At 64.5% G+C, this 19421-nt stretch carries 16 protein-coding genes; 8 read left to right on the forward strand and 8 right to left on the reverse strand.

What is annotated here, in order from left to right; translation table 11 throughout:
• Positions 1 to 426: 426 nt before the first annotated feature.
• From dnaQ to J6500_RS15845, 4 genes are read right to left on the reverse strand one after another with little or no spacing between them, the layout of a single operon-like run.
• Positions 427 to 1149: a DNA polymerase III subunit epsilon gene (gene dnaQ, locus J6500_RS15830; RefSeq protein WP_225713634.1), complete on the reverse strand. Its 723-nt coding sequence runs from the start codon at positions 1147 to 1149 to the stop codon at positions 427 to 429.
• Positions 1150 to 1179: 30 nt separating this feature from the next.
• Positions 1180 to 1779 (reverse strand): dephospho-CoA kinase, encoded by a 600-nt coding sequence (gene coaE / locus J6500_RS15835; protein ID WP_225713635.1) that lies wholly within the window; start codon positions 1777 to 1779, stop codon positions 1180 to 1182.
• Positions 1780 to 1809: 30 nt separating this feature from the next.
• Positions 1810 to 2418, reverse strand: coding sequence for a Maf family protein (locus J6500_RS15840; RefSeq protein ID WP_225713636.1), 609 nt, complete (start codon positions 2416 to 2418; stop codon positions 1810 to 1812).
• Between the two features lie 3 nt (positions 2419 to 2421).
• Entirely contained in the window at positions 2422 to 3264 is an 843-nt protein-coding gene (locus J6500_RS15845; RefSeq protein ID WP_225713637.1) for a pyruvate, water dikinase regulatory protein, read from the reverse strand.
• 444 nt (positions 3265 to 3708) lie between these two features.
• Here J6500_RS15845 and hemJ point away from each other — a divergent pair, with 444 nt between their 5' ends.
• From hemJ to J6500_RS15880, 7 genes are all read left to right on the forward strand, one after another.
• The gene (hemJ, locus tag J6500_RS15850; protein WP_225713638.1) at positions 3709 to 4131 is read left to right on the forward strand and encodes a protoporphyrinogen oxidase HemJ; all 423 of its coding nucleotides are present in this window, start codon (positions 3709 to 3711) and stop codon (positions 4129 to 4131) included.
• Positions 4132 to 4392: 261 nt separating this feature from the next.
• Complete coding sequence (gene rho / locus J6500_RS15855) at positions 4393 to 5658, forward strand: transcription termination factor Rho (RefSeq protein ID WP_211985829.1); 1266 nt, start codon at positions 4393 to 4395, stop codon at positions 5656 to 5658.
• Between the two features lie 310 nt (positions 5659 to 5968).
• Positions 5969 to 7291 carry a tRNA uridine-5-carboxymethylaminomethyl(34) synthesis GTPase MnmE gene (gene mnmE, locus J6500_RS15860; protein ID WP_225713639.1) on the forward strand — a complete coding sequence of 441 codons (1323 nt, stop codon included), beginning with the start codon at positions 5969 to 5971 and terminating at the stop codon, positions 7289 to 7291.
• Between the two features lie 258 nt (positions 7292 to 7549).
• A complete protein-coding gene (gene mnmG / locus J6500_RS15865) occupies positions 7550 to 9433 on the forward strand; it encodes a tRNA uridine-5-carboxymethylaminomethyl(34) synthesis enzyme MnmG (protein WP_225713640.1) in 1884 nt (627 codons plus the stop codon).
• A 135-nt stretch (positions 9434 to 9568) separates the two neighbouring features.
• Positions 9569 to 10234: a 16S rRNA (guanine(527)-N(7))-methyltransferase RsmG gene (rsmG, locus tag J6500_RS15870; RefSeq protein WP_225713807.1), complete on the forward strand. Its 666-nt coding sequence runs from the start codon at positions 9569 to 9571 to the stop codon at positions 10232 to 10234.
• A 31-nt stretch (positions 10235 to 10265) separates the two neighbouring features.
• Positions 10266 to 11117 carry a ParA family protein gene (locus tag J6500_RS15875; protein ID WP_225713641.1) on the forward strand — a complete coding sequence of 284 codons (852 nt, stop codon included), beginning with the start codon at positions 10266 to 10268 and terminating at the stop codon, positions 11115 to 11117.
• A 141-nt stretch (positions 11118 to 11258) separates the two neighbouring features.
• On the forward strand, positions 11259 to 12146 hold the full coding sequence (locus J6500_RS15880) for a ParB/RepB/Spo0J family partition protein (protein ID WP_225713642.1): 888 nt from the start codon (positions 11259 to 11261) through the stop codon (positions 12144 to 12146).
• A 70-nt stretch (positions 12147 to 12216) separates the two neighbouring features.
• On the opposite strand, the gene holA is transcribed toward J6500_RS15880, so the two are convergent.
• From holA to J6500_RS15900, 4 genes are all read right to left on the reverse strand, one after another.
• Complete coding sequence (gene holA / locus J6500_RS15885; RefSeq protein WP_225713643.1) at positions 12217 to 13245, reverse strand: DNA polymerase III subunit delta; 1029 nt, start codon at positions 13243 to 13245, stop codon at positions 12217 to 12219.
• An 8-nt stretch (positions 13246 to 13253) separates the two neighbouring features.
• Positions 13254 to 13805 (reverse strand): LPS assembly lipoprotein LptE, encoded by a 552-nt coding sequence (gene lptE, locus J6500_RS15890; protein WP_225713644.1) that lies wholly within the window; start codon positions 13803 to 13805, stop codon positions 13254 to 13256.
• Positions 13792 to 16416 carry a leucine--tRNA ligase gene (leuS, locus tag J6500_RS15895; protein WP_225713645.1) on the reverse strand — a complete coding sequence of 875 codons (2625 nt, stop codon included), beginning with the start codon at positions 16414 to 16416 and terminating at the stop codon, positions 13792 to 13794. The genes lptE and leuS overlap by 14 nt, the downstream gene beginning before the upstream one ends.
• A 362-nt stretch (positions 16417 to 16778) precedes the next feature.
• Positions 16779 to 18470, reverse strand: coding sequence for a diguanylate cyclase domain-containing protein (locus J6500_RS15900; RefSeq protein ID WP_225713646.1), 1692 nt, complete (start codon positions 18468 to 18470; stop codon positions 16779 to 16781).
• A 111-nt stretch (positions 18471 to 18581) separates the two neighbouring features.
• On the opposite strand from J6500_RS15900, the gene J6500_RS15905 reads away from it, so the two are divergent.
• Positions 18582 to 19286, forward strand: coding sequence for a YggS family pyridoxal phosphate-dependent enzyme (locus J6500_RS15905; RefSeq protein WP_225713647.1), 705 nt, complete (start codon positions 18582 to 18584; stop codon positions 19284 to 19286).
• Positions 19287 to 19421: the final 135 nt, after the last annotated feature.

The following is a 19421-nucleotide window of genomic DNA, read 5'->3' on the forward strand; positions in this document are numbered from 1 at the left end:
AAGCCGCCGCCCAGGCCGCCTCCGGCGTCAAGCCGAGCTGATCAACTTGCTCGCTGTCGTCGCCCGGCTTGACGGGGCGACCCAGTACGCCGCGGCCCCTAGGTTCTATCACTGGCGTCTCTGGAATACTGGGTCGCCCGGTTCATGTGCGCAATTGCGCACAGGCCGGGCGATCACAGCAGTGGATGAGGATAAAGCTCCACGCCTTCACTGGGTCACGGGGATGGATTTGTGGCGCACAGCTTCTTCCCACCATCGTCCTGGCGAAGGCCAGGACCCATAACCACCGAATTTGATTGAGCGCGGGACAGCGGCCTCAGCGTCGTCCAACAACATGCAGTTGGCGTAATGGGTCCTGGCTTTCGCCAGGACGACGCTGAGTACGTTCACATTATCTCGGCATCTCGGGGTGACTGAGCAACCCGATCAAGCCGCCGGCGCTGCGGCCGGGACCGGCGGCGGCAGGTAATCGTTCCAGAGCGGCTTGTCGCCCAGGGTGGCGACGAAGGCGCGGTGGGCCTCGCGGTCGGCCTCGCTGACACGCGGCAGCAGCGGGGTCTCGCGCTGGCGCCGCGGCGTGTCGCCATAGCTGCCTGCGCGTACGTCAGGCGCCTCCGACGCCAGGATGAGCTGCGACTGCCGCGCGCCGATCAGGTCGATATAGACCTCGGCCAGCAATTCGGCGTCGAGCAGCGCGCCGTGCTTGGTGCGGCGGGAATTGTCGATCGCATAGCGCGAGCAGAGATCGTCGAGCCGGTTGGACACGCCCGGGTGCTTGCGGCGTGCCAGCAGCAGGGTGTCGACCAGGCGGTCCTTCGGGATCGTCGCCCGCTTGATGCGGTCGAGCTCGGCATTGATGAAGGCGATGTCGAACGAGGCGTTGTGGATCACCAGCGGTGTGTCGCCGATGAACGCCAGGAACTCGTCGACCACTTCGGCGAACAGCGGCTTGCTCGCCAGGAACTCGGTCGACAGTCCGTGCACCGCGAACGCTTCTGCCGGCATGTCGCGCTCGGGATTGATGTAGACGTGGTAGGTCTGCCCGGTCGGCATGCGGTTGAAGATCTCGACGCAGCCGATCTCGACCAGCCGGTCGCCGCGCAGCGGATCGAGGCCAGTGGTTTCGGTATCGAGAACGATTTCACGCATGAGGCAAAGACAATCCGAACAGCGGGCGAATCAGGCGCGCCGCTTTGGCATCTTAACAACCTCGGCCAGAATGTCGCGGATGCGCGCCCGCACCGGATCAAGTCCGTGCGAGGTATCCACTATGAAATCCGCGCGCTTGCGCTTCTCGGCATCCGGCATCTGCTTGGCGATGATGGCGTCGAGCTTGGCGGCATCCATGGTGCCGCGGGCCAGCACGCGTTCGCGCTGCAGTTCCGGCGAGGTGGTGACGACGACGACCGCGTCGACGCGCTTCTCGCCGCCGGTCTCAAACAGCAGCGGGATATCGACGACGACGACGGGCGCGCCGGCAGCCTCGGCATCGGCGAAAAATTTCTGCCGCGAAGACCCGAGCATCGGGTGCACGATCTGCTCGAGCTGCTTCATCGCCGCGGTGTCGTGCACCACGCGCGCCGACAATTTTGCGCGATCGACCTTGCCGTTCACGGTGGTGCCGGGAAACGCCGCCTCGATCGCCGGCGCGGCCTCGCCTTCGTACAGCCGATGCACCTCGGCATCGGCGTCGTACACGGGCACGCCGGCTTCCACGAACAGCTTTGCGGTGGTGGATTTCCCCATCCCGATCGAGCCGGTCAGTCCAAGGATCAACATCAGGTCAGTATCTTTCCGTCGCCACGCTTCTCACACCGCGAGCAATTTTTCGCCGCGCAGGAACGCGAGCAGCGACAATAGCGGCAGGCCGAGGATGGTGAAATGGTCGCCTTCGATGCGCTCGAACAGATGCACGCCGAGGCCTTCGAGCTGGTAGGCGCCGACGCTGGTTGTCACCGCCGCGCCGGCCTGGTCGAGATAGGCCTCGATCTCGCCGTCGCCGAGCCGCCGCATTGTCATGCGCGCGACGCTCACGTCACTGAACAAAACCTGCCCGTCGCGCGCGACCGCGACGGCCGAATGCAGCTCGTGGGGTTGGCCAGCGAGCAGCCGAAGCTGCTCGGCAGCCTGGACCCGGCCGGCCGGCTTGCTGAACATCCGCGGCCCCAGCGCCAGCGTCTGGTCGGCGCCGACGACATATTGGGCCGGCCGCTGCCCGGAAACGAACAGCGCCTTCTCCCGCGCCAGGAACGCGGCGATCTCGCCGGGCCCCGAGAGACCGGAATCCCGCTGCACCGCGCGCTCGTCGATATCGGCCGGCAGCGCCTCGACATCGAGGCCGGCGTTTTCCAGCAGCATTTTCCGCGCGCGGCTTTGCGAGGCGAGAATCAGCCGCTGTTGTCCGAGCCAGATGCCCATCACCTACAGCTCTTCCAGCGGCCGCGCGCGCTGGCGGTCGTTATAGAGCTTCATCACAGCGGCCGCCGTCTCCTCGATCGAGCGCCGCGTCACGTCGAGCAGCGCCCAGTTGAATTTCGCGCTCAGGCGGCGGGCAAAGGCGACCTCGTCGGCCACCGCCTGCTTGTCGATATAGGTTTCATTGTCGCGGTCACCCATGGTGAGCAAGCGGTTCTGCCGAACCTGGATCAGCCGCTCCGGCGTGGCATGCAGGCTGACCACCAGAGGCTTCTTCAACGTCTCAAGCTGGTGCGGCAGCGGAATGCCCGGCACCAGCGGCACGTTCGCGGTGCGGATGCCGCGGTTGGCGAGATAGATCGAGGTCGGCGTCTTCGAGGTGCGGGAGACACCGACCAGCACGACATCGGCCTCCTCGAGACCTTCGACGTGCTGACCGTCGTCATGCATCATCGTGAAGTTCAGTGCATCGATGCGGGCAAAATATTCCGCGTTGAGCACGTGCTGCGCACCCACGCGTCCGGTGGTGGCGGCACCCAGATAAGCCTCGAACAACTGCATCACCGGTCCGATGATCGACAGGCTCGGGACGTTGATCTCGCGGCACTTGGCCTCGAGGCGGCCGACGAGATCCTTCTCCAGCAGCGTGAACAGCACGATGCCGGGCGATTCCTCGATCTCGTCGAGCACGCGATCGAGCTGCTTCTGGCTGCGCACCAGCGGATAGACATGCTCGACCGCGGTGACGTTGGCGTATTGAGCGGCGACCGCGCGCGCCACGGTGATCAGCGTCTCGCCGGTCGAATCCGACACCAGATGCAGGTGGAAATAGTTGGAGGTCGTCGGCACCAGAGCCCCTGTCTATCCTGTGAATCCCTGTGGAGGTCGAGGACGAGAATCCGCCGCCGCCGGCCGGCCGCTGGATATCTCATCCCTTTCTTCACAGCACCTCGCAAAAGGATAAGTCGGCGTCATAGCGGCGATGATAGTGGGTAGGTGTGGATTTGTCTCTTCATAAGCTGGCCATAGACCGGCGCAAGCAATTGAGCCGAACGCTGGATTTCGGACAGCCATGCCGGCGCTCCGGAATGTTGAGGGATGTGAACAAGCCCGCAGGAACGGCTGGATCGCCTTGCATGAGTCAAATCCACCGCCATTCAGACTCAAACCTTAGAATCTAAAATTAATAGGTTTAGGAGAACCGAGCTTGCGGATATGTATCGGTCCCTCGCTTGCAAAGCTCGGTTCGCAACGCTGAGACCACCCAAGCTGTTCCTGGAAGGCATCCCCGCGATGTATGAGTGGATCAAGGCGCTGCACATCGTTGCCGTCATCTCCTGGATGGCGGGCATGCTCTATCTGCCGCGGCTGTTCGTCTATCATTGCGAGGCGGAGATCGGCTCGAAGCAGTCCGAGACCTTCAAGGTCATGGAGCGGCGGCTTTTGAAGGCGATCATCAATCCCGCGATGATCATCACCTGGCTCGCCGGGCTCTATCTGGTCTGGGCCGGACATTGGTACCTGTCGGGCTGGTTTCACGCCAAATTTACGCTGGTGCTGATCATGTCGGGTATCCACGGCTTTTTGTCCCGCTGCGTGAGGGATTTCGGCGCAGACCGGAATCAGCGCAGCCAGAAATTCTACCGTATTATCAACGAGGTACCTACAGTATTGATGGTTCTGATCGTGCTCTTGGTGGTGATCAAGCCGTTCTAGGCGTCCTGGACATGACGATGCTTAGCAAGCATGCTTCAGTCCTTCTTGCGAAGGACGGATCGATTTTCTATATAGATATTATCCCACCCCACGCAGGCGGATGTGGTCGCGTTCCGGTTCTTTTCGGGCCGGCGCCGCATCAGGTTCGAAAGCCCCAACGGCACTTTCCTGGCTGAGACCTGCGGACCTTCCTTTGGCGTCCGCTTTTTCCAAAGCCACTTCGCATCCCTTCCCTACTTACTTCCTCACAGGACTACCCCAATGCGGGAAATCAAACTCCAGGACCTCAAATCGAAAACGCCGGCCGAGCTCGTCTCGTTTGCGGAAGAGAATGGGGTCGAAAACGCCAGCACCATGCGCAAGCAGGAGCTGATGTTCGCTATCCTCAAGCAGCTCGCGATCGCCGAGACCGACATTATCGGTGAGGGCGTCGTCGAGGTGCTGTCCGACGGCTTCGGCTTTCTTCGTTCGCCCGACGCGAACTACCTGCCCGGCCCCGATGACATCTACGTCTCGCCCTCGCAGATTCGCCGTTTCGGCCTGCGCACCGGCGACACCATTGAAGGCCACATTCGCAGCCCGAAGGAAGGCGAACGCTATTTCGCGCTGCTGAAGGTCAACACGCTCAATTTTGAGGATCCGGAAAAGGCCAAGCACAAGGTCAATTTCGACAACCTGACGCCGCTGTTTCCCAATCAGCGCTTCCGCATGGAGCTCGAAGACTCCACCAAGAAGGATCTGTCCGCGCGCGTGATCGACATCGTCGCGCCGATCGGCAAGGGCCAGCGCGCGTTGATCGTGGCGCCGCCGCGCACCGGCAAGACCGTGCTGATGCAGAACATCGCGCACTCCATCACCGCAAATCATCCCGACTGCTATCTGATCGTGCTCCTGATCGACGAGCGTCCGGAAGAAGTCACGGACATGCAGCGATCGGTGAAGGGCGAGGTGGTGTCGTCGACCTTCGACGAGCCGGCCGTGCGTCACGTCCAGGTCGCCGAGATGGTGATCGAGAAGGCCAAGCGGCTGGTCGAACACGGCCGCGACGTCGTGATCCTGCTCGACTCGATCACGCGCCTCGGCCGCGCCTACAACACCGTGGTGCCATCATCCGGCAAGGTGCTGACCGGCGGTGTCGACGCCAACGCATTGCAGCGGCCGAAGCGCTTTTTCGGTGCCGCGCGCAACATCGAGGAGGGTGGTTCGCTGACCATCATCGCGACCGCGCTGGTCGATACCGGCAGCCGCATGGACGAAGTCATCTTCGAAGAATTCAAGGGCACCGGTAACTCCGAACTGATCCTCGACCGCAAGGTCTCGGATAAGCGGACCTTCCCGGCGATCGACATCGCCCGCTCCGGCACCCGCAAGGAGGAGCTGATCACCGATCCGCAGGTGCTGAAGAAAATGTACGTGCTGCGCCGCATCCTCAATCCGATGGGCACCATGGATGCGATCGACTTCCTGCTCGACAAGCTGCGCAACACGAAGAGCAATTCCGAGTTCTTCGACTCCATGAACACCTGAGACCAACGGCTTCGAATGGGACAGGGCGCTCCGCGCAAACGGGGCGCCCTTTTCATGCTGCGGGTATTGCTGCAAAATCGTGCAGCAACAGGTCGGAGCCCATAAAGCGTTCATTTACCGTATAATCTATTGATATCGTTGGTATATCCTAAATTGGAGGTTGGCCGACGGTTCAGCGACGCCATTTGCAACAAAATTGCTGCAGCCGTGCTGCAGTCTTCTGACGGTCATGCTGCGTCGCAACATGCGGGTCTTTTCGCAGCGAAGAGAAACAGCGTTGCCTTTCCGAAAGCTCGCGACCTAATAGGCAATGCATCCGCGCGACCAAACCATCTTTGCTTTGTCGTCAGGCCGGCCACCGAGTGCGATCGCCATCGTCCGGGTGTCTGGGCCAATGGCCGAATCGGTGATGTCGGATTTGGCCGGCAAGCTGCCGGTCCCGCGGACGGCGACCAGAGCCTTGCTGAGGGACCTGGATCTCCAGCCGATCGATGATGCGGTGGTGCTGTGGTTCCCGGGCCCGGCCAGCGCCACCGGCGAAGACGTCGCCGAATTTCATGTCCATGGCGGACGCGCGGTGCTGACGGCATTGTTCGACGCGCTGGCCAGGTTCGACAATGTGCGCCCGGCCGATGCAGGTGAATTCACGCGGCGCGGCTTCGAGAACGGCAAGCTCGATCTGACCGAGGCCGAGGGCCTCGACGACCTCATCCATGCCGACACCGACCGCCAGCGGCGCCAGGCGCTGCGGCAGTTGAAGGGCCTGCTCGGCGATCGCGCGCGCGATTGGCGCGAACGCATCATCGCGGCGTCGGCGCTGATCGAAGCCGGCATCGATTTCTCCGACGAAGGCGACGTGCCCGCCGAGCTGATCGCGCCGGCGCTGCAGCGGATCAGGTCGCTTCATGACGAAATTCAAGCTGTCCTTGCGGCACAGGCCCAGGGTGAGCGGCTGCGCGACGGCCTGGTGGTTGCGATTTCAGGTCCGCCGAATGTCGGCAAGTCGACCCTGATCAATCAGCTGGCCCGGCGCGAGGTCGCGATCGTCTCGCCGCACGCTGGCACCACGCGCGATGTCATCGAGGTGCAGCTCGATCTCGACGGCTATCCGGTCACGGTGATCGACACCGCAGGCATCCGCGAGACCGACGATCCGGTCGAACAGGAGGGGGTCCGCCGCGCCCGCTCCCGCGCCGCGGAGGCGGATCTCGTGCTGTGGCTGAGTGATACCGATGGCGGGGCTGCGCACGAGGGAACGACGCCGGTCTGGCTGGTGCGCAACAAGATCGACCTTGGTCGGCCATTGGCCGAGCCGGGCGACGGAACTGTCGAGTTCAGGATTTCGGCGGCTCGGGGCGACGGGATCCCCGAGCTGATCAGGAGTCTGGTCCGGTTTGCGCATGATTACTTCGGAGCCGGCGAGGGCGGGCTGATCACGCGGGTCCGGCAGCGCGAGTTGCTGCAGCAGACGGTAGATGCGCTGGGCCGCAGCATCGAGGTCGTCGGGCGGGGCGAGGAACTCGCTGCCGAGGAACTTCGCACCGCGGCGGTCTCACTGGGCCGTCTGCTGGGCCGGGTCGATGTGGAGGATATCCTCGACGTGATCTTCCGGGAGTTCTGTGTCGGGAAGTAGGGTCCTTTGCATGGGGTTGTTTTGCGGAAAATGAGTTCAGGGTTGCGCACCCCGTTTCACGTGAAACAAGGCCGGGCAGGTTCGGAACTTGTCTCGCGTGAAACGCCGGCTCCCCCAATCGTCGTTTCACGTGAAACAGAACGCCCCGATTGCACCTGCGTGCCCGATCCATATGTCCGAGCGGGTTTGGGCCCCTCCGGCTAACCGCATCTCAACTTCGTTCTTCCGGCTTTCATCACTCCGCGATAGAAGTCCCGCATGAATTCGCGGGCAGACTCATTTGACGTGATCGTCATCGGCGGGGGCCATGCCGGCTGCGAAGCCGCGAGTGCGGCTGCCCGAATGGGAGCCCGGACGGCCCTTGTGACCCATTGCTTCGCGACCATCGGGGCGATGTCCTGCAATCCCGCGATCGGTGGCCTGGGCAAGGGCCATCTGGTGCGCGAGGTCGACGCTCTGGATGGCTTGATGGGCCGGGTCGCCGACGCCGGCGGCATTCAGTTCCGGATGCTCAATCGCCGCAAGGGTCCGGCGGTCCGTGGTCCACGGGCTCAGGCTGATCGGAAGCTCTATGCTGCGGCGATGCAGGCGGCGATATCAGAGACCGCGAATCTCAGCGTCATTGAAGGCGAGGCGGAAGAACTGATCGTGGCCGACGGCGGGGTCACCGGCATCCGTCTGGGTGATGGCCGCGCTATCTCCGCCGGCGCGGTCGTCATCACGACCGGCACCTTTCTGCGCGGCCTGATCCACCTCGGTGAGCGGAACTGGCCCGCGGGCCGGGTCGGCGAGGCTCCGGCAATGGGGCTGTCCGCCTCGTTCGAGCGGGCGGGCTTTACGCTGGGCCGGCTCAAGACCGGCACGCCGCCGCGCCTGGATGGCACCACGATCGACTGGTCGGCGGTCGAAATGCAGCCCGGAGACGATCCGCCGGAGCCGTTTTCGGTCATGACCGACCGGATCACGACCGCGCAAATCCAGTGCGGCATCACCCGGACCACGCCGGCGACCCATGAGGTGATCCGGGCCAACGTGCATCGCTCACCGATGTACTCCGGCCAGATCAAGAGCACGGGGCCGCGCTATTGTCCCTCGATCGAGGACAAGATCGTCCGCTTCGGCGACCGCGATGGCCACCAGATCTTCCTCGAGCCGGAAGGGCTCGACGACACCACGGTCTATCCCAATGGGGTCTCGACCTCGCTGCCGGAGGAGGTCCAGCTCGCGATCCTCGCCAGCATCCCCGGCCTCGAACGGGTGAAGATGGTCCGGCCGGGCTACGCGATCGAATACGACCATGTCGATCCGCGCGAGCTCGATCCGACCCTGGAGGCCAAGCGTCTGCGCGGCCTGTTCCTGGCCGGCCAGATCAATGGCACCACCGGTTACGAAGAGGCAGCGGGGCAGGGCATCGTGGCTGGGCTCAATGCGGCGCTGGCCGCCGGCGGCGCCGATCCGATCGTGTTCGATCGTGCCGACGGCTATCTCGGCGTGATGATCGATGATCTCGTCACCCGCGGCATCACCGAGCCCTATCGCATGTTTACCTCGCGCGCCGAATATCGGCTCACGCTGCGGGCCGACAACGCCGATCAGCGGCTCACCGACAAGGGCATCGCGCTCGGCTGCGTCGGAGCGGCCCGCGCCGCGCGCCACCGGACCAAGATGGCGGCGCTGGATGCCGCAAGGGTGCTGGCGAAGTCGCTGTCGATCACCCCGAACGAAGCCGCCCGGCACGGCCTGTCGCTCAATCGTGACGGCCATCGTCGCTCCGCCTTCGAGCTGTTGGCCTACCCGGACATCGAATGGCCGGCCGTGCAGGCGATCTGGCCGGAGCTGTCGGCCATCGATCCTTCAATCGCCGTGCACCTCGAGATCGACGCCAAGTACGACGTCTACCTGAAGCGCCAGACTGCCGATGTCGACGCCTTCCGGCGTGACGAGAGCCTGTCGCTCACCGATATCGATTATGCCGATGTGCCCGGACTCTCCAATGAAGCGCGCGCCAAGCTGCAGAAGGCGCAGCCGCGGACAGTCGGGCAGGCCGGCCGGATCGACGGCATGACGCCGGCAGCGCTTGGTATCCTGGCCGCCTATCTGCGGCGCGAGGCACGGCGGAAGACCGCGAAGGCGACGGCGTAGCGTTTCACGTGAAACGAATGGTCGAGAGGCCGGTCCGCGTCATTGCGAAGAGGGAAGCGACGAAGCAATCCATCGCTCCCCGACGGCACAATGGATTGCTTCGCTTCGCTCAATGACAGTACGTCCGGCGCCCACATGGCTCAAGCTTCACGGCCCGCAGAACTCATGATCTCCGCTGACGACAAGGCGGCGGCCTTGGCACTCACCCCCGTTACACCCGAAACGAAAGCGCGCCTGGATCGCTACGTCGCGCTCCTCCTCGAATGGCAGGCCAAGACCAACCTGGTTGCGCCGTCGACTCTGTCCACTCTGTGGACCCGCCACATCTCCGATTCGCTCCAGCTCCTGAAGCTCGCTCCGTCGGCAAAATCCTGGGTCGATCTCGGCAGCGGCGGCGGCTTTCCCGGCATCGTCTTGGCCTGCGCGCTGGCCGAGACGCCCGGGGGACACGTCCATCTGATCGAGCGAATCGCCAAGAAGGCGGCATTCCTGCGCGAAGCGATTCGCGTCACGGGCGCGCCGGGGACAGTGCATCTCGCTGACATCGGGGATACTGTGGATAGAATCAGGGCGCCCATCGATTGCGTCACCGCGCGGGCGCTGGCTCCGTTACATCAGCTCATCGGCTTCGCGGAGCCGTGGGTCAAAAAGGGCGCCAAAGCCCTGTTTTTGAAGGGGCAAGATGTAGAGGCCGAATTGACCGAGGCCACTAAATATTGGAAAATCGAGCCGAAGCTACATTCCAGCCGGACCGGCGGACATGGCTGGATCGTCGAACTCGGGTCAATCGAGCGGCGCTAGGGGACTCCGCAAAAGCAAATGGTGTTTTGGTATGACTGTGATGGACGAGGTTTATCAAGAGGATAGGGCGCCTTCGGCGCCGGGCCATCCGCGCATCCTGTCGCTCGCCAACCAGAAGGGTGGCGTCGGCAAGACCACCACAGCGATCAACCTCGGCACCGCACTCGCGGCAATTGGCGAGCGCGTCCTGATCGTCGATCTCGATCCTCAGGGCAACGCCTCGACCGGTCTCGGCATCGACCGCCGCAACCGCAGCTGCTCGACCTACGACGTCCTGATCGGCGAAGCGCCGCTGCGCGATGCGGTGGTCGCGACCGCGGTGCCGCGTTTGCACATCGCGGCCTCGACGATGGATCTCTCCGGCCTCGAGCTCGAGCTTGGCACCACGCCCGGCCGCGCGTTCAAGCTGCGCGATGCGATCGCCGGACTGAACAACAACGTCTCGCCCGACAACGACTACACCTATGTGCTGATCGACTGCCCGCCGTCGCTCAACCTGCTCACCGTGAACGCGATGGCAGCATCGGATGCGATCCTGGTGCCGCTGCAATGCGAGTTCTTCGCGCTCGAAGGTCTGTCGCAGTTGTTGCAGACCGTGGAGCAGGTGCGTTCGACGCTCAATCCGAACCTGTCGATCCACGGCATCGTGCTGACCATGTTCGACTCGCGCAACAACCTGTCGAACCAGGTCGTCGCCGACGTCCGCCAGTTCATGGGCGCCAAGGTCTACGACACCATGATCCCGCGCAACGTGCGCATCTCGGAAGCGCCGTCCTACGGCAAGCCGGTGCTGGTCTACGATCTGAAATGCGCCGGCAGCGAAGCCTATCTGAAGCTCGCCACCGAAGTGATCCAGCGCGAGCGCGAGCTGCGCACGCATTGACGATGCGCAGGCTGGGTGGCGCGCAGCGATACCCATCACGATACGCCATGAGGGCAATGGGTTTCGCTTCGCGCGACCCATTCGACGATTCTGAAATTCAAGTCTGGAGTACTGCGCGTGAATCCAAGGGAGCTCGCAACAATGGCCGATGAAGCGCGTTCGCGACTGGGGCGCGGGCTGGCAAGCCTGATCGGAGATGTCGGCGGCGAGGCCGCACATATCGAGCGGCCGCGCAACCAGCGCAAGGTGCCGATCGAATTCCTCAAGGCCAACCCGCGCAATCCGCGGCGCAGCTTCGCCGATGCCGAGCTCGGCGAGCTTTCCGATTCCATCAAGCAGCGCGGCGTGATCCAGCCGATCGTGGTGCGTGCCATCAAGGGCGTGCAGGACCGCTACGAGATCATCGCCGGCGAGCGCCGCTGGCGCGCCTCGCAGCTCGCTGGTCTGCATGAAGTGCCGATCGTGCCGGTCGAGGTCAGCGATTCCGACGCGCTCGAGATCATGATCATTGAGAACGTCCAGCGCGAAGATCTCAACGCGATGGAGGAGGCGCAGGGCTATCACGCGCTCGCCGACGAGTTCAAACGCAGCCAGGAAGAGATCGCAAAGATCGTTGGCAAGAGCCGCAGCCATGTCGCCAACATGATGCGGCTGACCAAACTGCCGAACGAGGTGCAGGCGCTGATCGCCAAGGGCGATCTTTCCGCCGGCCACGCCCGCGCGCTGATCGGCGTGCCCGATCCGCTCGCTGCGGCCAAGCGCATCGTCGCCGAGGGTCTCAATGTCCGCCAGGCCGAGGCCCTGGCGCATGAAGAAGGCGTGCCGGAGCGCAAGCCGCAGAAGCCGCGCGCGAGCGCCGCGGCCAGGATCGCCAAGGATGCCGACACGCTGGCGCTGGAGAAACGCGTCAGCGACGCGCTTGGCCTCGCCGTCACCGTCAGCCATCGCGATCCCGGCGGCACCGTCCAGATCAGCTACCGCAACCTCGAGCAGCTCGACGAGGTGGTGCGGCGGCTGGAGGGCGGCTAGGTTCTCCCGATCTCTCTCCGCGTCATTGCGACGCGTTGGCTCGCAATGACGACTGCTGCAACGTCCCGCTCTAGCCCCTCCGCTTCGCATTCGCCGCGATCGAGAGCAGTGCGCGCTGGCCGATCACCGCGGCGAGCGAAGATTGCTTGCGCATGTCGAGCGCGGCGGTCGCGAGCTGATCGATGATCGCCACCAGCCGCGGCGGGCTGAGATTGCGCAGCGCGATCTCGACGGCGGGCTTGCGCGAGAAGTGCAGCCGCGGGAAGCCGCCTTCGAGCACGGCCGACGCCGGCGTGCCCTCTGCGATCGCCAGTGCCGATTTGTGCAGCCACGCTGCCTGGCGCTGCGCGGCGGAGATGATCACGCCGGGATAGGTGCCGGCGACCATCGCTTTTGTGAACTCGGTCTCGACCAGCGCGGCATTGCCGGCAAAGGCGCCGTCGACGATCGGATCGAGCTTCAGCTCGGAAGCGTCGGAAACCACCGTCATCACGTCATCGAGCGTGATCTCACCCTTGCCGTGCGCGAACAGCGCCAGCTTACGCAGCTCGTTGCGCGAGGCCTGGCGGTCGCCGCCGAGCAGCGACATCAGCACCGCGCGCGCATCCTGCGCGAGCCGGAGGTTGGAGATCTGCAGCTCGTCCTCGATCAGCTTGGTGAGATCGCGCTCGGTGTCCGGATAGCAAGCGATCGCCACTGCGTTCTTCGCGCGCTCGCAGATCTTGCGCAGCGGCGATTCGGCGCGCAGCTCGCCGGCCTCGATCACGATGCGGCATTCCTTCAACGCCATCTCCGACAGCGTCTCGACACCGCTGGAGAAGTTGCGTGTGCCGGCGCGGACGCGGATGGCGCGGCGGCCGCCGAACAGCGGCACGGTCATGGCTTCATCGACCAGGCGCGAGGGCTCGGCGGCGAGCTCGTCGCCGTCGAGCCGCACCAGCGAGAACGGGTCGTTGGGATCGTCGACCGCGGAGGCCATCAGCGCGTCGGCGCGCTCACGCACCAAGCCTGTGTCCGGGCCATAGAGCAGGATGATCGGCCGGCCGGCATCGGGCCGGGCGAGAAAGCTGTCGATCTCTTTTCCGCGGAGTGCGACCAATGCGGTGATCAGGTCCCGGTGGCGAAGAAGGAGGCCAGCCGGGTCTGAATGTTGTCGGCGATCTCCTGCGCAGCGCGATCCTCGGCGTCACGGAAGGCGCGGGCGCGGGCGAAGCGCTGGTAGGAGCCCGGCATGTCGTAGGACACGCGTGAGAAGGTGGTGCCGGTCATCACCGACTTGTTGGAAGCGATCTCGATCAGGTTGAACTGCGCGTCGATCGAGTAGTTCTCGCTGGTCGGCAGCGCGGTGGTCTGATCGATCATCAGCGAGGAACGGCCGGTCGAGAACCGCAGCACCAGCTTATGCGTCGGCGGCATGCCGGTGGCGTTGCCATAAAGCTTGAAGGCCAGTGCGTTGCGAATCTCGACGCCGACCCGCGCCTCGCGCGAGGCGTTGTTCTTGTCGACCGGCGGGATTTCGACCGCCATCAGCTTGTCACGCAGCGCGGGCGAGCCGTCGGTGCGCTCGGCATACATCGGCTGGAAGCAGCCGGCCGTCAGCGCGGCCAAGGCGGCGACGGCCAAAAGCCGGGCAGCGATCCTGATCCTAGCCGACGACATTGACGATCCTCATGGGCACTACGATCACCTTGCGGACGGGTTTGCCGCCGAGGGCGACTTTTACCGCATCAAGCGCCAAAACGGCAGCCTCTATATCCGCATTTTGGGCGGTGCGTGGCACGGTAACATCACCTCGTTTTTTACCGTTGACCTGGACCACCAGGGTGACGCTGTCTTCGACCAGCAAATCGCGTTCGATTTGGGGCCAATCGGCCTCCGAAACCAGCCCGTTCTGGCCCAAAACCGCCCAGCACTCCTCGGCCAGATGCGGCATCATCGGCGAGAACAGTTGAACGAGGATGACGGCCGCTTCCCTGACCGCCCAGGCGACATCGGGAGCCGGCTTGTCCCCCTTGGCCAGCACCTCGGCCAGTGCGTTGGCGAACTCGCGGATATGGGCGAGACACACGTTGAAGTGCAGCCGCTCGATGCCGCCGGACACCTTGTCCAGCGCGCCATGGGCGGCCTTGCGCAGCGCCAGCGCCTCGGGGCTGAACGCGGCCGGCCGCGCCGCCGGCGCCGCCTTGGCGATCTCGGCCGCTTCGTTCACCAGCCGCCACAGCCGCTGCACGAAGCGCGAGGCACCCTGCACCCGCTCGTCGCTCCAGATCACGTCGCGGTCCGGCGGCGAGTCCGACAGCATGAACCAGCGGGCGACGTCGGCGCCGTAGCTCGCGATGATGTCGTCGGGGTCGACGGTGTTTTTCTTCGACTTCGACATCTTCTCGATCGGGCCGATCGTGACTGTCTCGCCGCCCTCGAGCAGCGTCGCGCGGCGTTCAGTGCCGACCATCTCGACCTTCACCTCGGCCGGCGTGACCCAGGTGCCGTCAGCCTTCTGGTAGGTCTCGTGCACCACCATGCCCTGGGTGAACATGCCGGCGAACGGCTCGGTCATGTCGATGTGGCCGGTCGCCTTCATCGCGCGGGTGAAGAAGCGGCTGTAGAGCAGATGCAGGATCGCGTGCTCGACGCCGCCGATATACTGGTCGACGGGCATCATCCGGTTGGCGACCGCGGGCGTGGTCGGCGCGGTCGTATTCCAGGGATCGGTGAAGCGCGCGAAGTACCATGACGAGTCCACGAAGGTGTCCATCGTGTCGGTCTCGCGCACCGCCTTGCCGCCGCATTGCGGGCAGTTGACGTGCTTCCAGGTCGGGTGATGGTCGAGCGCGTTGCCCGGTTTGTCGAAGCTGACATCCTCCGGCAGCACCACCGGCAGCTGGTCGTCCGGCACCGGCACCACGTCGCATGTCGGACAGTGGATCACCGGGATCGGGCAGCCCCAATAGCGCTGGCGCGAAATGCCCCAGTCGCGCAGGCGGAAGTTCACCTGGCGCTCGCCGACCGGCGCGTTGCCGCGCAACTCGCCCTCCAGCCGCTTCGCAACCTCTTCCTTGGCTTGCTCGATGGTCATGCCGTCGAGGAAGCGCGAATTGATCATGCGGCCGTCGCCGTCAAAGGCGACGTCGGTGATGACGAATGTTGCCGGGTCCTGGCCATCGGGGCAGACCACCGGCACATTGCCGAGGTTGTACTTGTTGACGAAGTCGAGGTCGCGCTGGTCGTGCGCCGGGCAGCCGAAGATCGCGCCGGTGCCGTATTCCATCAGCACGAAGTTCGCGACGTATACCGGCAGCTTCCAGTTCGGATCGAACGGATGCACCGCCTTGATGCCGGTATCAAAGCCCTGCTTCTCCGCGGTATCGATGATCTCCTGCGCGGTGCCGATCTTCTTGATGTCGGCGATGAACTCCGCGAGCTTGGGGTTCTTCGCGGCCGCCGCCTGCGCCAGCGGATGATCCGCCGAGATCGCCATGAATTTCGCGCCGAACAGCGTGTCCGGCCGCGTCGTGAAGATCTTCAGCTCGGTCTCGCCGGCCGGCGTCGTGGCCGGATCCAGCGCGAAGCGGATCAGCAGGCCCTCGGAGCGGCCGATCCAGTTGCGCTGCATCAGCCGCACCTTGTCGGGCCAGCGGTCCAGCCCGTCGAGCGCGTCCAGCAGCTCCTGCGAGTACTTCGTGATCTTGAAGACCCACTGGCTCATCTCGCGCTGTTCGACGACGGCGCCCGAGCGCCAGCCGCGGCCGTCGATCACCTGCTCGTTGGCGAGCACGGTCATGTCGACCGGGTCCCAGTTCAGCTTGCGCTTCTCGCGCTCGGCGAGCCCGGCGCGCAGCATGTCCAGAAACATCTTCTGCTGATGCTTGTAGTAGCTGGGATCGCAGGTCGCGAACTCTCGACTCCAGTCCAGCGACAGCCCGATCGAGCGCAGCTGCTTCTTCATTGCGGCGATGTTGTCGTAGGTCCAGGCCTTCGGCGCCACCTTGCGCTCGATCGCGGCGTTCTCCGCCGGCAGGCCGAACGCGTCCCAGCCCATCGGGTGCAGCACGTTGAACCCCTTGGCCCGCATGAACCGCGCCAGCACGTCACCCAGCGTGTAGTTGCGGACATGCCCGATATGGATGCGCCCCGACGGATAGGGAAACATCTCGAGCACATAGTATTTCGGCCGCGTATCGTCGTTCCTGGAGGCGAAGATCGCCTTCTCGTCCCACAGGCGCTGCCAGCGGGGCTCGGATTCACGGGCGTTGTAGCGTTCAGAGGTCATGAAATCGCAAGGATTCTAGGTGGCTTTGGGTGGTTTTCCGGTCCCGGCAAAGGACGGCGGACTAGGCCATAGAAACGCCCGTGGGGTCAACGGTTTGCGGCGTCCCAAGGCCTCGTTGGCCAGCGCAACCGCTCTGCCTATGCCGCAGGGCGGGCGAGGATTGCCTGGGACGGCTGAAGTAGCCGGCCTCGAGAACGTCGGTCTGGGCGCGGAACCCCCCACGCCGTCGTCCTGGCGAAGGCCAAGACCCATAATCACTGAGTCGTGTTGCGGAAGGGATCGCGGCCCCAGCGTCCGATGGCTGACGTTCGGGGTAATGGGTCCTGGCTTTCGCCAGGACGACGGCGGAGAGAACGTGGCCTTCAGCTCGCCAGCGCCATCCCGGCTTCGTCCAGCGTTTGCAGGAAGCCGTGCTCGACCACCGCATTGCGGCCACGCCGTTTCGCGGCATAGAGCGCGGCGTCGGCGGCTTCGATCAGGTCGCCGGGGCGCAGGACCTCGTTCGGCTTGGTCGTGGCGACGCCGATGCTGACGGTGACGATGCCGTGGCTCGAGGTGGCGTGCGGCGCGGCGAGGCCGAGCACGGCGGTGCGCACGGTTTCGCCGATCGCGAGCGCATGGGCGGCGTCGGTGTTCGGCAGCAGCAGGCAGAATTCCTCGCCACCGTAGCGGCCGGCAAAGCCCATCGTGTCGGCGGCGATGCCGGCCAGCGTCGCGCCGAGCCTGGTCAGGCAGGCATCGCCCTCGGGATGGCCATAGGTGTCATTGTAGAGCTTGAAGTGATCGACATCGATCATCATCAGCGACAGCTCGCTGTCATATTGCTGCGCCCGCATCCATTCGAAGTCGAGCCGGCTCTGGAAGCCGCGGCGGTTGGCAAGACCGGACAGCGCGTCGATCGAGGCCATCACGGTAAGGCGGTCGTTGGAGGCGACGAGCTCGCGCTCGCGCTGGCTGAGCTGCGCCGCCATCGCATTGAAGGCGCGCGCCAGCGGCACGAACTCTGCGGGCAGCTTGTGCTTGGCGACCCGCGCCGACCAGTCGCCCTCGCCGAACCGCTTGGCCATGCCGGTCATCAGCTCGATCGGATGGATCACCAGCCGCTCCGCGCCGACCAGGGCGCCCAGCAAGACGAACAGGCAGACGAAGCCAAGCTGCAGATAGGCGGTGCGGATCTCGCGGTTGATCGCAGCCGTGACCCTCGCTTCATCCATGCTGACGATCAGGCGGGCCTGCGTTCCGGCGATGCGGGCGAAGCTCAGCGTGCGCTGCGCGCCGTCGGCCGCGGTGAACGACACCGAGCCGGACGGCTCGTCATAGCTCAGCGCCTTCTCCGCGATCGCCGACATCAGCGGCACGGTGTCGAGCGAACGGCCGATCAGGCTGGCATGATCGGCCGGTGCGGCGATCACGACGCCGGTGCTGTCGACCAGCGCCGCGGACATCCCCGGCTGGCCGCCGAGGTTGGCCATGATCTGCGACAGCCAGTCGATATTGATGCCGGCGACGACGACGGCATCCAGCTCGGGATTGATTGCGGACACCGGATAGGCCGCCATCATCATCGGGCGGCCGTTGGTCTTGCCGAACAGATAGTCGCTGAACACGAAGCCGCGCGATTCCTGCGCCTTCTTGAAATAGTCGCGGTCGCCGAGATCGAGCCCGACCTGGGTGTTGAGGGTGGAACACTGCACGAGGCCGTCTCGCGAGACGAACATGATGCTGCGGATCCACGGCAAGATCGTCGGCAGGCTGGCGCGCAGCAGCTCGCAGCTTCGCGCCACGCCGCTGGAAGCTCGGATATAGGCGGCCGATTTCAGCATGGTCTCGACCGAGGACACCACCTCGCGCTGGGTTTCGGCGGCGCGGCTGGTCAGGTTGGCGTAGCCTTCCGCGGCCTGCGCCACCTGTCTGGCGCGGGAATCCTCGAGCGTGCGGACGCGATCCAGCATCAGGGGCGCGACCAGCATCAAGGCCAACAAGGCCAGCCGGGCACGAATACCCAGAAGCTTCTTGAGTTTGACGCGGTTGCGGTTGAAAGTCAGGCGCGACATCTAGTCCCTTGCCCCTTGCGCCAAGGCTAGAATGAAGGGCTTCAAAAAGCCTTTCCCGAATTTGGTAAAATTCGAGAAACCCCCCGCAGCCTGTCAGAGAACGGCACAAACATGACGCAAAGCCGAACCACGCCGTTAGCAGCGGATTCACCAAGCGGCCTCGCCACCGTGGAGCAGGAGATCGCGCGCGCCTGCAAGGAAGCGCGGCGCGACCGCGCTTCGGTGACGCTGATCGCGGTATCGAAAACCTTCGCCGCCGATGCAATTTTTCCGATAATCGCCGCAGGACAGCGCGTATTCGGCGAAAATCGCGTGCAGGAAGCCAAGGGCAAGTGGCCGGCACTGATGCAGTCCCATCCGGGCCTCGTGCTGCATCTGATCGGTCCGCTGCAATCGAACAAGGCCAAGGAGGCGGTTGCGCTGTTCGATGCGATCCACTCCGTCGACCGCGCCAGCATTTGCGAAGCGTTAGCCAAGGAAATCAAATCTCAGGGCAGGCGCCCGGAACTGTTCGTCCAGATCAATACCGGCGAGGAGCCGCAGAAGGCTGGCGTCGCGCCGCAGGACGCCGATACCTTCATTGCAGCGTGCCGCGAGACTTATGGCCTGTCAATTTCGGGGCTGATGTGCATCCCGCCGGTCGATCAGGCGCCCGCCCCGCATTTCGCGCTCTGCGCCAAGATCGCCGCGCGCAATGGGCTGAGCGGCCTGTCGATGGGCATGAGCGCGGATTTCGCGACGGCGATCCAGATGGGCGCCACGCATGTGCGGGTGGGCTCGGCGATTTTCGGCACGCGGACGGCGCCGCATATCTAACCGTCGTCCTGGCGAAAGCCAGGACCCATACTCCGCGGCCGTCGCAAAAAGGCGCGCGGCCCGACGTTCTTCCGGCAACCAGCTTCAGTGGTAATGGGTCCTGGCTTTCGCCACGACGACGCTGGTGTGGTGGCG

The organism is Bradyrhizobium semiaridum (assembly GCF_020329505.1).
GTDB classification, from domain to species: Bacteria; Pseudomonadota; Alphaproteobacteria; order Rhizobiales; family Xanthobacteraceae; genus Bradyrhizobium; species Bradyrhizobium semiaridum.

What these genes read in the sequence shown, in the direction of transcription:
- lptE (WP_225713644.1), bottom strand. Translation starts at nt 13,805, where the DNA reads ATGTCGTCGGCTAGGATCAGGATCGCTGCCCGGCTTTTGGCCGTCGCC.
- mnmE (WP_225713639.1), top strand. Translation starts at nt 5,969, where the DNA reads ATGCATCCGCGCGACCAAACCATCTTTGCTTTGTCGTCAGGCCGGCCA.
- rho (WP_211985829.1), top strand. Translation starts at nt 4,393, where the DNA reads ATGCGGGAAATCAAACTCCAGGACCTCAAATCGAAAACGCCGGCCGAG.
- dnaQ (WP_225713634.1), bottom strand. Translation starts at nt 1,149, where the DNA reads ATGCGTGAAATCGTTCTCGATACCGAAACCACTGGCCTCGATCCGCTG.
- hemJ (WP_225713638.1), top strand. Translation starts at nt 3,709, where the DNA reads ATGTATGAGTGGATCAAGGCGCTGCACATCGTTGCCGTCATCTCCTGG.
- J6500_RS15875 (WP_225713641.1), top strand. Translation starts at nt 10,266, where the DNA reads ATGACTGTGATGGACGAGGTTTATCAAGAGGATAGGGCGCCTTCGGCG.
- J6500_RS15840 (WP_225713636.1), bottom strand. Translation starts at nt 2,418, where the DNA reads ATGGGCATCTGGCTCGGACAACAGCGGCTGATTCTCGCCTCGCAAAGC.
- rsmG (WP_225713807.1), top strand. Translation starts at nt 9,569, where the DNA reads ATGGCTCAAGCTTCACGGCCCGCAGAACTCATGATCTCCGCTGACGAC.
- leuS (WP_225713645.1), bottom strand. Translation starts at nt 16,416, where the DNA reads ATGACCTCTGAACGCTACAACGCCCGTGAATCCGAGCCCCGCTGGCAG.
- J6500_RS15900 (WP_225713646.1), bottom strand. Translation starts at nt 18,470, where the DNA reads ATGTCGCGCCTGACTTTCAACCGCAACCGCGTCAAACTCAAGAAGCTT.
- J6500_RS15905 (WP_225713647.1), top strand. Translation starts at nt 18,582, where the DNA reads ATGACGCAAAGCCGAACCACGCCGTTAGCAGCGGATTCACCAAGCGGC.
- coaE (WP_225713635.1), bottom strand. Translation starts at nt 1,779, where the DNA reads ATGTTGATCCTTGGACTGACCGGCTCGATCGGGATGGGGAAATCCACC.
- mnmG (WP_225713640.1), top strand. Translation starts at nt 7,550, where the DNA reads ATGAATTCGCGGGCAGACTCATTTGACGTGATCGTCATCGGCGGGGGC.
- J6500_RS15880 (WP_225713642.1), top strand. Translation starts at nt 11,259, where the DNA reads ATGGCCGATGAAGCGCGTTCGCGACTGGGGCGCGGGCTGGCAAGCCTG.